This window comes from Nonomuraea roseola, assembly GCF_039535395.1.
In the GTDB taxonomy this organism is placed as follows: Bacteria; Actinomycetota; Actinomycetes; order Streptosporangiales; family Streptosporangiaceae; genus Nonomuraea; species Nonomuraea roseola.
In genome coordinates, this window is sequence record NZ_BAAAXC010000014.1 from 535,772 (window position 1) to 548,583 (window position 12,812).

General features: G+C 72.8%; 10 protein-coding genes and 1 tRNA gene. 5 read left to right on the forward strand and 6 right to left on the reverse strand.

Going from position 1 to position 12,812, the window contains the following annotated elements:
• Positions 1–3 precede the first annotated feature (3 nt).
• Positions 4–1,176 carry an MFS transporter gene (locus tag ABFX55_RS20865; RefSeq protein ID WP_346123410.1) on the reverse strand — a complete coding sequence of 391 codons (1,173 nt, stop codon included), beginning with the start codon at positions 1,174–1,176 and terminating at the stop codon, positions 4–6.
• Between the two features lie 108 nt (positions 1,177–1,284).
• On the opposite strand from ABFX55_RS20865, the gene ABFX55_RS20870 reads away from it, so the two are divergent.
• Complete coding sequence (locus ABFX55_RS20870) at positions 1,285–1,980, forward strand: TetR/AcrR family transcriptional regulator (protein WP_346123412.1); 696 nt, start codon at positions 1,285–1,287, stop codon at positions 1,978–1,980.
• Here the strand turns inward: ABFX55_RS20870 and ABFX55_RS20875 are convergent.
• The 5 genes from ABFX55_RS20875 to ABFX55_RS20895 all read right to left on the reverse strand — a co-directional run bounded on the left by ABFX55_RS20875 (position 1,973) and on the right by ABFX55_RS20895 (position 8,599).
• Positions 1,973–3,994 carry an acetate--CoA ligase family protein gene (locus ABFX55_RS20875; RefSeq protein ID WP_346124103.1) on the reverse strand — a complete coding sequence of 674 codons (2,022 nt, stop codon included), beginning with the start codon at positions 3,992–3,994 and terminating at the stop codon, positions 1,973–1,975. The genes ABFX55_RS20870 and ABFX55_RS20875 overlap by 8 nt on opposite strands.
• A gap of 5 nt (positions 3,995–3,999) precedes the next feature.
• Positions 4,000–5,163, reverse strand: coding sequence for an acyl-CoA dehydrogenase family protein (locus ABFX55_RS20880; RefSeq protein ID WP_346123414.1), 1,164 nt, complete (start codon positions 5,161–5,163; stop codon positions 4,000–4,002).
• 11 nt (positions 5,164–5,174) lie between these two features.
• Positions 5,175–6,545, reverse strand: a complete 1,371-nt coding sequence (locus ABFX55_RS20885; protein WP_346123416.1) for an aminobutyraldehyde dehydrogenase — start codon at positions 6,543–6,545, stop codon at positions 5,175–5,177.
• Entirely contained in the window at positions 6,542–7,927 is a 1,386-nt protein-coding gene (locus tag ABFX55_RS20890; RefSeq protein WP_346123418.1) for an aspartate aminotransferase family protein, read from the reverse strand. The genes ABFX55_RS20885 and ABFX55_RS20890 overlap by 4 nt, the downstream gene beginning before the upstream one ends.
• A 72-nt stretch (positions 7,928–7,999) precedes the next feature.
• Positions 8,000–8,599 (reverse strand): TetR/AcrR family transcriptional regulator, encoded by a 600-nt coding sequence (locus ABFX55_RS20895; protein ID WP_346123420.1) that lies wholly within the window; start codon positions 8,597–8,599, stop codon positions 8,000–8,002.
• 116 nt (positions 8,600–8,715) lie between these two features.
• Between ABFX55_RS20895 and ABFX55_RS20900 the strand changes: the two genes are divergently transcribed.
• The 4 genes from ABFX55_RS20900 to ABFX55_RS20915 all read left to right on the forward strand — a co-directional run bounded on the left by ABFX55_RS20900 (position 8,716) and on the right by ABFX55_RS20915 (position 12,803).
• Complete coding sequence (locus tag ABFX55_RS20900; protein WP_346123422.1) at positions 8,716–10,095, forward strand: APC family permease; 1,380 nt, start codon at positions 8,716–8,718, stop codon at positions 10,093–10,095.
• Between the two features lie 14 nt (positions 10,096–10,109).
• On the forward strand, positions 10,110–11,726 hold the full coding sequence (locus ABFX55_RS20905) for an amidohydrolase (protein ID WP_346123424.1): 1,617 nt from the start codon (positions 10,110–10,112) through the stop codon (positions 11,724–11,726).
• Between the two features lie 111 nt (positions 11,727–11,837).
• Entirely contained in the window at positions 11,838–12,716 is an 879-nt protein-coding gene (locus ABFX55_RS20910; protein WP_346123426.1) for a polysaccharide deacetylase family protein, read from the forward strand.
• 12 nt (positions 12,717–12,728) lie between these two features.
• Positions 12,729–12,803: transfer RNA gene (locus ABFX55_RS20915), tRNA-Gly, on the forward strand.
• Positions 12,804–12,812: the final 9 nt, after the last annotated feature.

The following is a 12,812-nucleotide window of genomic DNA, read 5'->3' on the forward strand; positions in this document are numbered from 1 at the left end:
GCCTCACACGAGGGCGACCGGGTGCGGCTCCGCTCCCGCCTCGCCCCTGATCGCGCCGGCCCTGCGGGCGACGGCGACGAGCGGGATCACCACGGCGCAGCTGACCGCGACCAGGACGGCCGACAGCCCGCCGATCCCGCCGGCCGACAGGATCCCGGTACCCGCGACGGGCCCCAGGGCGGTGCCGAAGCCGAACGCGGCGTTCGCCAGCACCGCCCACCGTCCTCTCGCGTCGAGGGTGGCGGCGATGGCGATCATGTAGGTGAGCGCTCCCTGGTAGGTCAGGTTCCACAGGAGCTGGCCCGCGGTGTAGATCGCGGGGGTCCCTCCCGCCGCGATCATCACCTTGGAGGCCACGCCGAGCAGCAGGAACACCGCCAGCGGCACGGCCCTGCCGTACCTGTCGCCGATCACCGCCACCACGCCGCCGCCGATCAGCCCGGCGAACAGCGACCCGGAGAGGATCAGGTTGACGACACCCTCGTCCATACCGATCTCGTCGACGCCGATCGTGCCCGTGACCGCCCACAGGGCGTACTCGCAGGCGCCCCAGAGGCAGATGCCCGCCACCAGGACCAGGCCCGCGCCTCTGAACCCCAGCGGGCCGGCGGAGGCGGCGCTCTCCACCGGCGCCTCCGGCATGCCGCGCATGAAGGGGACGGTCGCGGCGCACACCACCGCGATCGAGCCGACGGTCACCGCCAGCCCTCCGCCGAACAGCGGGAGCGCCATGTAGATGCCCGAGCCGATCACCGTGCTGGCGATGAGCCCGACCCCTGTGGCCCTGTCGGGGTTGGCCATGGCCGCGATTCCGGCGCTGGCCAGCGACAGGACCGCGCCGCCGCCGACCCCGCCGAGCAGGATGCCGGCGATCGCGAGGACGGGCACGGGGACGAGCGCGGCGGCCAGGAAGCCCGCGACCATCGCCGTGAGACTGACGACGGCCGCCCGTGCCCTGCCGGGTCTGGCGGCACGTCCGGTGATCAGGACTCCCGTCACCGCGGAGGCGAGCAGGGCGCCCGTGCCGACGAAGCCCGCGCCCTCCATGCTCAGGCCGAGACCGGAGCCGAGGGTCTCGATCAGGGTCGGGAGCATCGTGGGGACCATGTAGGCGGCGGTGAGAGCCATGGAGATGGCGGCCAGCGCGAACGCCGGCGACCTGGGGGGTGTGGTCACGCCGGACTCCTCAATCTGCGGAGACTATCGATTGATAGTTGAACCTAAGCGCTGGGCCTGGCTCCCGTCCAGAGCCAATTACTATCGGGTGATACCCTGGGCGGCCATATGAGCGCGAAGCCGAGCACCGAGAGCCGTCCGGATTTCACCCAGCTCAGAGCGCTGCCCCGCGAGCGCTGGCCGCGCAGGGAGCAGATCCTCTGCGAGGCGGCCAGCCTGTTCGCCCAGCGCGGCTACCACGGAACCTCGACGAGGGACATCGCCGAGGCGCTCGGCATCCGGCAGCCGTCGCTGTACAACCACTACCCGTCCAAGCTGGCGATCCTCCAGGACCTGTGCGCCTACGACATCGGCGTGCCCGAGGAGCGGGTCAGGTGGCTGGCGGGGGCGGAGGCGAGCGCCTCCGCCAGGTTGTACGCCGCGGTCAGCCTCGACGTGGAGTACTGCCTCGAGGCGCCCATCGACATGCGCGGCCTGCCCGACGACCTGATCCGCGAGCCCGGCCTCGAATCGTGGAACCGCAGGCTGCGCGCCTGGTACGGCACGGTCCGCGCGCTCGTCCGCGAGGGCGTCGAGGAGGGCGAGCTCGCCCCCATCGACCCCGAGTTCGCCAGGCAGGCGATCTGGGGCGTGGAGTGGGAGGTCATCAGGGTCTCCCACGGCGGACGCCGCCGCAGGGCGGGCACCAGGCCCGACGACACCGCGGCCTTCCTGCTGCGCGGCCTGCTGGCCGACCCCGGCCGCGTCGGCGAGGTCAGGCAGGCGGCCGCCGAGGTGATCGCCGCCTACCGCGCCGCTACGTGAGCCCGCTCGGGCCCGCGTAGCCGACCAGGGCGTCCACGGCGAGCACCCCCTCGACGCCCACCCTTACCGGGTTGACCTCGACCTCGGCGACGTCGGGCCGTTCGGACAGCAGGCGGGAGACCGCCACGACCACCTCGGCCAGCGCGCCGACCGCCAGCGCGGGCCCTCCCCTCCATCCGGTCAGCAGCCGGTGGCAGCGCAGGCCGCGCAGCATCTCCGTCGCCGCCCGCGTGGTGACGGGCGCCAGCGCGGTCACCGTGTCGCGCCACAGCTCGACCTCGGTGCCGCCGAACCCCGCCACCACGACGGGGCCGAAGGCGGGATCCCTGCGCCCTCCGACGATGATCTCCACGACGTGGTCACGGGTGTCCATCTCCTCCACGACGTAGCGGCCAGGACCCAGCCGCCGCGCCATCTCGCGCCTGGCGCGGCCCAGGGCCGCGCCGTCGGGGAGCCCGACCACCACTCCCCCCGCCTCGCTCTTGTGCTCGAGCCAGTCGGCCTTGAGCACGTACGGCGCCCGCAGCCCGTCCACGCCCTCCTCGGCGAGCCGTCCAGGAGGGAACGGCACGCCGTATCCGGCCAGCAGCTCCCTCGCCGCCCAGTACCCCCGCGCCGGCGGCGAAGGGGCGAGAGGCCGAGGAGGACGGCCGGGCCGACCGGCCGGGGGAAGGGCGGCCGCCCGTCCGAGGGCCCAGGCGGCGCCGTCCACCCGGTCGTAGACGGGCACGCCGCACTCCCTCAGCGCCGCGAGCGCCTCCGTGCCCCTGCCCATGCTGTCGACGTGGACGGCCAGCCCGCGCGCCACCTCGGCGATCCGCCCCGCGACCGACACCTCCGTCCTGTCCAGCGCGGGGTTGTCGCCGCCCCACGCGCCGAAGTAGCCGGTGAGCAGGACCGCGTCCGCCTCCCCGCTGCCGGCGATCACCTCGACGACCCTGGCGTAGCTCGTCATGTCACGCTCGCCCGCTCCCGCCAGGTCCACCGGGTTGGCCGTGGCGGCGGCCGGTGGCAGCAGGGCTGCCAGGCGCGCGGCGAGCTCCGCGGAGAAGGGCGGCACGCGCAGCCCTTCGGACTCGGCCAGGTCGGCCGCGAGCGCGCCCTGCCCTCCGCCGTCGGAGACGACCGCGACCCTGCGCCCGCGAGGTGGGGCGGGGGCGGCCAGCGCCTGGGCGAGGTCGACCAGCCGTCCTGGCGAGGTGACCCTGATCGCGCCGCCCGCCTCGCATGCGGCGTCCACGACCTCCATGGCCGAGGTCAGCGCTCCGGTGTGGGAGCGCGCCGCGGCCCTCGACGCCTCGCCGCCCCCGACCGTGAGGACGATCACGGGCTTGCCCGCCTCGCGCAGGGCCGCGAAGGTCTCCACCAGGGCGCGGCCGTCGCCGAAGTCCTCGGCGTAAAGGGCGACGGCCCTGGTGCGGTCATGTCCCGCCAGGTCGGCCAGTGCCTCGGCCGCGGTGACGTCGGCCTGGTTGCCGAGCGAGACGAACCTGGAGACGCCGAGGCCCGCGTCGGCCGCCAGCGTGCCGAGCGCCAGACCGAGCTGACCGCTCTGCGAGACTATGGCCAGGCTGCCAGGGGAGAACGATCCCCAGGCCAGGTGCAGCTCGGTGGCCGCGTCGTACAGGCCGAGGCAGTTGGGGCCGAGCAGCCTGGCCCCCGCGGCGGCGATCCGCTGCGCGAGAGCGCGCTCGGCTCCCTCGCCCAGCGCGAGGTCGAGCCCCGCCGTGATGCCGACGAACCCTCGCGCGCCCATGCCGAGCGCCTGGTCCACCACTCCGGGCACCGCCCCAGGCGGCACGCACAGCGCGACCAGGTCGGGCGCGCTCGGCAGGTCGTGGAGCGAGGACAGGCACCGCACCCCCTCGACGACCGCGCCCTGCCGTCCGACCAGGTGGACCTCGCGCCGGTGCGCGCCCTTGATCGCCCCTCGCGCCAGCCAGTAGCCCCACTTGGCGCGGTCGGCCGACGCGCCGACCACCGCCACCGACCGGGGGTCGGCGAACACCCGCATGCCGTTCACGACCTCAGGGACCTGGAGATGATCAGCCGCTGGATGTCGGAGGTGCCTTCCTCGATCTCCTCCAGCTTCGCGTCGCGCATCCACTTCTCCACCAGATACTCGCGGGAGTAGCCCCAGCCGCCGTGCGTCTGGACCGCCGCCCACGTGCACCACATGGCGTGCTCCGACGCGGTCAGCTTGGCGACGGCCGACTCCTGCGTGACGTTCTCGCCCGCGTCGAACAGCCTGGCCGCCCGCATCGTCACCAGGTGCGACACGTCGACCTTCGCGGCCATGTCGGCGAGCCTGAACGCGACCGCCTGATGCTCGATGATCTTCACGCCGAACTGCTCCCGCTCGCGCGCGTAGGCGAGCGTCGCGTCGAGGGCGGCCCTCGACAGGCCCGTGCAGGCCGCGCCGATGAGGATGCGCGAGGCGTCGAAGGTGCGCATCAGCCCGCGGAAGCCCTGCCCCTCCTCCCCCAGCCTGTCGGCCACGGGGACCCTCACGTCCTCGAGGAAGAGCTCGGCGCAGGCGATGCCGCGCTGGCCCATCTTCGGCATCGGCCTGCCGACCGTCAGCCCCCGGGTGCCGCGCGGGACCACGAAGGCGGTGATCCCCTTCGACCTGGTGCCGGGGGCGACCGTCGCGAAGATCACGAAGAGGTCGGCGTAGGGTCCGTTGGAGATCCACGCCTTCTGGCCGTTCAGAACGTAGGAGTCGCCGTCTCGCACGGCTCGCGTGGTCAGCGAGGCCGCGTCCGAGCCGGCTCCCGGCTCGGTGACGGCGAGGGCCGTCAGCGGAGGCAGGCCCGAGCAGAGCGGGGCGAGGAAGCGGCGCTTCTGCTCCTCGCTGCCCAGCTCCAGCACAGGAGCGGCGAAGAAGCCCGCCGACGTGGTCAGGTTGCCGATGGAGACGTCGCCGTGGCACAGCTCCTCCTGCACCAGGCACTGCGTCACCAGGTCCGTCACCCCGCCGCCACCGTACTCCTCGGGGATCATGAAGGAGGTCAGGCCGACGGCGGCGGCCTTCTCCCACACCTGCGAGGGCAGCGCGTGGTCGGCCTCGTCCACCTCGCGCGCCCTCGGCCTGATCTCGGCGGCGGCGAACTCGCGCGCCAGCCTGACGAACGCGGACTGCTCCTCCGTCATCGCCACGCCCCCGCGCACCTCGCGCGTCATCGGCCCTCCTCCTACCATCGGATCGTCACCTGCTTGGGCTCGGCGTAGTGGTCCAGCGCGTACGCCGACATGTCCTTGCCGTAGCCGGACTGGCCGAAGCCGCCGTGCGGCAGCTCGGAGGCGGCGGTCATGTGGTCGTTCACCCAGACCGCCCCGTAGCGCAGCTCGGCGGCGGCCCGCATCGCCCTGCCGACGTCGCGCGTCCAGACGCTGGCCGCCAGGCCGTACGGCACGTCGGCCGCCATCGCGAGGGCCTGCTCGTCCGAGCCCGCCCGCTGCACGGTGAGCACGGGGCCGAAGACCTCCTCCTGCACGATCGGCCAGCGCTGCTCCACCCCGGTCAGGACCGTGGGCGGGTAGGAGGCGCAGGGGCCTTCGGGCACCGTCCCTCCCGCCAGGGCCTCGGCGCCGGCCGCCACGGCGGCGCCGACGTGGTCCGCCACCCTGTCGCGGTGCTCGCGGGTGACCAGCGGGCCCATCTCCGTCGCGGGGTCGGCGGGCGGGCCTACGCGCAGCGACCGGGCGCTCTCGGCCAGCGCCGAAGCGACCTCGTCGAAGCGCTCGCCCACCACGATCACGCGGGTGGCGGCCGTGCAGTCCTGCCCCGAGTTGGCGAAGGCGGCCACCCGCAGGCTCGCGGCCAGCCGGTCCACGTCCGCGTCGGGGAAGACCACGACGGGGGCCTTGCCGCCGAGCTCCAGGTGGAGCCGCTTCACCGTGCCGGCCGCGGCCACCGCGACGGCCCTGCCCGTCGCGGTGGAGCCGGTGACCGAGACCATGTCCACCCCCTGGTGCGAGGACAGGAACGCCCCCGCCTCCCTTCCACCGGTGACGACGGTGAAGACGCCCTCGGGCAGCACCCGTGAGGCCAGCTCGGCCAGGCGCAGCGTGGTCAGCGGCGTCTGCCTGGACGGTTTCAGCACGACCGCGCAGCCCGCCGCGACGGCGGGGGCCATCTTCCAGACGGCCATCATGAGCGGGTAGTTCCACGGCGCGATGCCTGCGACCACGCCGACGGGCTCGCGGCGGATCATCGACGTGGCTCCAGGAAGGTACTCCGCCGCCGCCCTGCCCTCGCAGGTGCGCGCGGCGCCGGCCAGGAAGCGCAGGTTGTCCGCGCAGTAGGCGATCTCGCCGGGAGCGCCCGCCATGGGCTTGCCGACGTTGCGCGACTCCAGCTCCGCCAGCTCGGCGGCGTGCTCGGTGACCAGGTCCGCGAGCGCGTGCAGCGCGTCGGAGCGCTCGGCCGGGGTGGTCCTGCGCCACCCGTCGAAGGCGGCGCGGGCGCCGGCGACCGCCCGCTCCAGCTCGGCCGGCGTGGCGCGCGGCACCTCGGCGATCGTCTCCCCCGTCGCCGGGTCGACCACGGCGTCGGCGCTCATCGGCTCTCCCCGCGTACGGCCGCGCAGAGCGTCTCGAAGTTGGCCACGAAACGCCGCGCGTCCTCCATGGTGTGCTGGACGGAGAGCGTGAACTGCTCGGTCTTGCCCCACGGCGGCAGGAAGATCCCGCCGTTGATCTGGTAGAGCCAGTGGGCGTGACCCCACTGGTCGGCGTAGCGCAGGAAGTCGCGGTAGTTGCGCAGCCGGTCGGCGAAGATCACCGACCCCTTCGCGCCGGCCGAGGCGACGTAGCCGGGGATCTCGTAGCGGGCCATCAGCTCGGTGACGCCGTCGGCCATGTGGGCGCGCATCGCGTCGAGGTGGGCGTAGGCGGCGGGGGTGAGCACCTCCGTGAGCACGGCGCGCACCGCGGCCATCGTGAGCGGGTTGCCGTTGAAGGTGCCGACCTGCTGGTAGGTGTTGTCGGCGACCAGCTCCATGAGCTCGGCGGTGGCGCCGATCGCGCCGCAGGGCACGCCGCCGCCCAGGGCCTTGGCCAGGCAGACGATGTCGGGCGTGACGCCGTACAGCTCGGTGGCCCCGCCGGGCGCGACCGCCAGCCCCGTCTTGACCTCGTCGTAGGTCAGGTAGGCGCCGTGGGAGTGGAGCAGCGCCTTGAGCTCGGCGTGGTAGCCCTCGTCAGCGGTGATCATGCCGATGTTCATCATGATCGGCTCGATGATCATGCCGGCGACCTGTCCCTGGTGGGCCTCCAGCACCCGCCGCACGGCGTCGAGGTCGCCGAACGGCACCACGAGCGTCAGCTCGACGACCTCGCTGGGGTAGGCGGGGCCGAAGGCCACCGAGCGGGGCGCGTCGTCGGGGCCGATGTCGCCGTCGGCGGAGTAGGTGGAGACCTGCACCGAGTCGTGGTGGCCGTGGTAGGAGCCCTCCACCTTGATGATCTTCTTGCGCCCGGTGGCGACGCGCATCAGGTGGACGGCGTCCATGGTCGCCTCGGTGCCTGAGTTGCCGAAGCGCCAGACCGGCAGGCCGAAGCGCTCGCGCAGCAGCCTGGAGACGGCGATGAGGTCCTCGGTCGGCTGCCCGAAGTGCGTGCCGAGGCGCGCCCTGCCGGTGAGCGCCTCGACGACGGCGGGGTGGGCGTGGCCCGCCAGGCCGACGCCGAAGCCGCCGTGCATGTCGACGTAGTCGTTGCCGTCGACGTCGCGGATGCGCTGGGCCCTGCCGTACTCGATCCAGATGGCGCCGGGCACGGAGTCCTGCCAGGAGGAGGCCACGCCCCCTGCCAGGGTCTCGCGAGCGCTCTCGCGCAGCTCGAACGAGCGGCTCATTCTGGAGACCAGAAGCCCCTCCTGCCGGGCGATCAGCGAGTCGAGCGTGTCGAGATCTCGGGTGTGCCGCACCAGGGCGTGCGTCATGGCTGTCCCCTTCACGTCCGGAAACTATCGATTGATAGCTTGCAGGACGCTCACGGGCGGACACAAGGGGGTTCAGCTATCGATCGATAGTGCCTCACGGGAGTAGCCCATGGCGTGCGCCGCCAGCCCCCGCCGGTCGACTCCAGGCACGCCGATGACGATCTGGGTGCTGAACCCGTCGAGCATCGCGCGCAGCCGTACCGAGAAGGCCCCGGCGTCGAGCGGCGCGAACTCGCCCGCGGCCACGCCGCTCTCCACCAGGCCCACCAGGTCCTCGTGCCAGCTCCGGTCCAGGTCGGCCTGGGTTTCGCGCAACTCGGGCACGGCGATCGTGCGACTCCAGACGTCCACCCAGAGCAGCCAGCGCGGATCGGCGGCGCCCGTGGGCAGGTAGAGGTCCACGTACGCCGCCAGCCGCTCGATCGCGGGGGCCGCGCGCCCGACGAGCTCACGCCGTCTGGGCGCGAGCCTGTCCTCGCTCCAGCGCAACGTCTCCAGCAGCACCTGATCCTTGCTGCCGAAGTAGTAGAGGATGTGGCCCCCGCTGGTGCCCAGCCGCCTGGCGAGGCCGGCCATCGTGAGCTCGGCCAGGCCGTTCTCGGTGATCGCGGCCATGGCCGCCTCAAGCATCTGCTCCCGCGGGCGATCCAGCCTGCGCCGCTCCCGTGCCATTGCTCACCTTGCGATAACGGTCGTTGACATGTCTTGACGGACCACAGTACGGCAGTGCATTTTGAATGGCATTCAATACTTTGAACGGCATTCAAAGTCCGTTCCGAGGAGTCCCGATGATCCAGCCGCACACGGCGCCCCCCTCCGCCCCCGCCCCTCCGTCCCTGTCCAGGGTGCTCGGCCTGTTCGGCGCGGTGCTGCTCACCCTGTCGTGCATCACCCCCGCCTCCTCGCTGTTCATCATCGTTCCCGAGGTGCTCGCGGGGCAGGGCTCGGGCGCGGTGCTCACGCTGCTGGCCGGCGTGGCCGTCTCGATCGCCGTCGGCTGTTGCTACGCCGAGCTCGGCACGCTCAAGCCCAGCTCGGGCGGCGAGTACGCCATGGTGACCGCCATGCTCGGCCGCCTGAGCGGCTGGCTCACCTTCGGCCTGTCCATCACCCTGCTGATCGTGATCCCGCCGGTCATCGCCCTCGGCACCGCCGACTACCTGAGCGACCTGTTCGCCGTGGACAGGGCGCTGGCCGGCGCGGTGGTCATGCTGGCCGCCACCGCCTTCGCGGTGCTCGACATCCGGTCGAACGCGCTGATCACCGGCGTCTTCCTGGCCATCGAGGTGATCGCCGCCGCGGTGGTGGCCTTCCTCGGCTTCGCCAACACCCAGCGCGGCGTGGACGCCCTGGTCGCGCCCGTCGTCCCCGACGGGCAGGGCGGCCTCTCGCCGTTCGGGCTGGCCGCGCTGATGGCGGGCCTCACGGTGGCGATGTTCGTCGTCAACGGCTTCGGCACCGCGACCTACCTGGCGGAGGAGATCAAGGACCCGCGGCGCAACATCGCCCGCACGGTGTTCTGGTCGCTGGGACTGGCCGCCGTCGTCATCATCGTGCCGGTGACCGCGACCGTCATGGGCGTCGGCTCACTCGACGACCTGGTCAACCGCTCCTTCTCCGACTACGTGAGGGAATGGGGCGGCGACGGCGTGGCGACCGCGGTCAACCTGGGCATCGCGATCGCGATCCTCAACGCCGTCCTGGTGATGGTCCTGCAGAACGGCCGCGTCGTGTTCGCCTCCGCCCGCGACCGCGCCTGGCCTGCGCCTGTCAGCAGGACGCTCACGCGCATCCACCCGCGTTGGGGCTCCCCCTACGTCGCGACGCTGGTCATCGGCCTGCCGGGGGCCGCGATGGCGTGGCTGCTCGACATCGAGCAGCTGCTCGGCCTCACCTCGGTGATCGTGACCGTCGTGTCGCTGCTGCTGGCCGCCGCCGCACTCCGCTCCCGTACGGCGGCGCACCGCGCGCTGCGCGCCTGGCGGATGCCGCTGTGGCCGCTCCCCCCGCTGGTCGTGATCGCCGCCCTCGGCTACGCCCTGTTCGAGCAGAGCGCCACCGACCTCCTGGTGGGGGCGGCGATCGTCGTGCTGTTCACCGCCTACTACGCCTTCTACCTGTGGCCGCGCCGCGCGACCCACTGGATCGTCACCGCTCCCGAAGACTGAGAGACGAGCTCCTGATGACCGCCGACCTGATCGTCCGCAACGCCCGCATCCACACCGTCGACGACGCCCTTCCCCGGGCGGAGGCGATGGCCGTCAGCGACGGCCGCATCGTGTGGCTGGGCCCCGACGCCGACGCGCCCGAGGCGGCGCGGACCATCGACGCCGCGGGCCGCCTCGTGCTGCCCGGCTTCGTGGACGCGCACAACCACGTGAGGCTCGGCTCCGACGCGGCCTGCGTGCAGCTCGCGGGCGCCGGAGACCTGGCCGAGATCGGCCGCAGGATCGGCGCGTGGCGGGCCGCGCACCCCGAGGCGACGTGGATCGAGTGCGAGGGCTTCGACTACTCCGCGCTCCCCGGCATGCCCACGGCCGCCGATCTCGACCCGCTCACCGGCGGCCTTCCCGCGATCGTGTTCAGCTACGACGTGCACACGATGTGGGCCAACACCGCCGCGCTGCGCCGCCTCGGCATCGACGGCGACCACACCGACCTGCCGTTCGGCGTCGCCCAGCTCGACGAGGCGGGAAGGCCCACCGGCTTCGTCACCGAGTTCGCCGTACGCGGCCTCTCCCGCGACGGGCACCGCGCGCTGGCCGCCCTCGGTGTGCCGTGGGCGGGGGCCGACCGGGCCTACACCCGCCTGCTCGACAGCCTCGACATGGCCACGGCCTTCGGCATCACCACGATCGTCGAGCCGCAGAACTCGGTGGACGACCTGGCCCTCTTCGAGCGGGCGAGGTCCGAGGGACGGCTGCGCTCCCGCCTGATCGCGGCACTGTTCCACCCGAGAGGGACCGGCGCAGGCGACCTGGCCGAGTTCGCTCGAGCCGCGGCGACCTACGACGACGAGTGGCTGAGGGCGGGGCCGCTCAAGCTCTACATCGACGACGTGGTGGAGCCCCACACGGCCGCGCTGCTGGAGCCGTACTGCGGGCACGGCGACCACAGGGGCGACACCTTCTACCCGCCCGAGGAGTTCGCGGCCCTGCTGACCGAGCTGGACGCCGCCGGCTTCCAGGCGTTCGTGCACGCCACGGGCGACAGGGGCATCAGGACCGTCCTGGACGCCGTGGAGCACGCCAGGCGGGTCAACGGCCCGCGCGACGCCCGCCACCAGGTCGTGCACGTGGAGTGCCTCGACCCCGCCGACGTGCCGCGATTCGCCGAGCTGGGCGTCGTCGCCTGCATGCAGCCCAGGCACTGCTCCCCCGACATCGCGGGGCCGGGACGCGACTGGGCGGAGGCGGTCGGGCCGTCCCGGTGGTCCAAGGCGTGGCCGATGCGGTCGCTGCACGAGGCGGGCGCGGTCCTGGCCTTCTCCAGCGACTGGAACGTGGCCGAGATGGACCCCATGGTCGGCATCTACACGGCCGTCACCAGGCGGGGTCTCGCCGGAGGCCCGGCCTGGATGCCCGAGGAGTCCGTCGACCTCGCGACCGCGATCCGCGGCTACACGATGGGCTCGGCCTACGCCAACTTCTGCGAGCACGACAGGGGCTCGCTGACGGTGGGCAAGCTGGCCGACTTCACGGTCCTCTCGGACAACCTGTTCGAGATCCCCGCCGAGGCGATCCCCGGAGTGCGCACGGACCTCGTGGTCGTCGGCGGCGAGGTCGTCCACGAAGGGTGACCTCCTGCGGCCGCGATGCCCCGCGGCCGCCGGCCCGGGCGACGCTCAGCGAGCCGGCTGACCCCTATAAACGGTTGGACACGCCCTTCCCCCTCCCTCCAGGCTCGAGGCATGGACGAACCTGATCGCGAACCGGGGAGGCCGAGCCTCGAGCTGCTCGGCCTCCCCGCGGACGCCAGGGTGCTCATCGTGAACAACGACGACTTCGGCATGGACGAGGCGATCAACGACGCCGTCATCGCCTCGATCGAGGAGGGCATCGCGGCCTCGTGCAGCCTGATGCCGCCGTGTCCTGGAGCGCCGCACGCCATGGAGCTGATCAGGCGGCGGGAGATCCCTTTCGGGATCCACCTCACGCTCGTCCGCGACGCCGGCCACTGCCGGTGGGGCCCGCTGGCCGCGAGGGAGCACGTCCCCTCGCTGCTCGACGAGGAGGGCGAGCTGTTCACGCCCCCGCGCATCCCCGACCTGCTGGCCGGAGCCCGGCTCGACGAGGTGGAGCGGGAGTTCCGCGCCCAGGTCGGCGCCGTGCTCGACGCGGGCCTGACGCCCACGCACCTCGACTGGCACTGCCTGGCCGACGGCGGTCGCGACGACATCTTCGACCTGACGGTGGCGCTGGCCGACGAGTACGGCCTGGCGGTGCGGGCCTGGCTCGGGCCAGGACGGGAGAAGCTGTGGCGGCGCGGACTGCCGGTCGTCGACCACGACTTCCTGGACAGCTTCTCGCTCGACCTCGACGGCAAGGCCGAACGCTACGCCGAACTGCTGCGCGCCCTGCCGTCCGGGCTGAGCGAATGGGCCATCCACCCGAGTACGGGCGACGAGGCCTCCGGAGCGATCGACGACGGCCGGCGGGTGCGCACGACGGACTACGACTTCCTGACCTCCCCGCTGGCCCGCGACATCGTCCGTGAGGAGGGGATCACCGTCATCGGCTACGCGCCCCTCCAGCAGACCTGGCTCCGGCGCGCCGATCACCACCGGTAGATTCACCCGGGTGGGACCCATAGCGCAGCGGCCGTCGCGCCGCCTTGCCAAGGCGGAGGACGCCGGTTCGAATCCGGCTGGGCCCCACACTTCGCA

Coding starts and splice junctions, on each gene's coding strand:
- ABFX55_RS20870 (WP_346123412.1), top strand. CDS start 1,285: ATGAGCGCGAAGCCGAGCACCGAGAGCCGTCCGGATTTCACCCAGCTC.
- ABFX55_RS20875 (WP_346124103.1), bottom strand. CDS start 3,994: ATGCGGGTGTTCGCCGACCCCCGGTCGGTGGCGGTGGTCGGCGCGTCG.
- ABFX55_RS20880 (WP_346123414.1), bottom strand. CDS start 5,163: ATGACGCGCGAGGTGCGCGGGGGCGTGGCGATGACGGAGGAGCAGTCC.
- ABFX55_RS20885 (WP_346123416.1), bottom strand. CDS start 6,545: ATGAGCGCCGACGCCGTGGTCGACCCGGCGACGGGGGAGACGATCGCC.
- ABFX55_RS20890 (WP_346123418.1), bottom strand. CDS start 7,927: ATGACGCACGCCCTGGTGCGGCACACCCGAGATCTCGACACGCTCGAC.
- ABFX55_RS20895 (WP_346123420.1), bottom strand. CDS start 8,599: ATGGCACGGGAGCGGCGCAGGCTGGATCGCCCGCGGGAGCAGATGCTT.
- ABFX55_RS20900 (WP_346123422.1), top strand. CDS start 8,716: ATGATCCAGCCGCACACGGCGCCCCCCTCCGCCCCCGCCCCTCCGTCC.
- ABFX55_RS20905 (WP_346123424.1), top strand. CDS start 10,110: ATGACCGCCGACCTGATCGTCCGCAACGCCCGCATCCACACCGTCGAC.
- ABFX55_RS20910 (WP_346123426.1), top strand. CDS start 11,838: ATGGACGAACCTGATCGCGAACCGGGGAGGCCGAGCCTCGAGCTGCTC.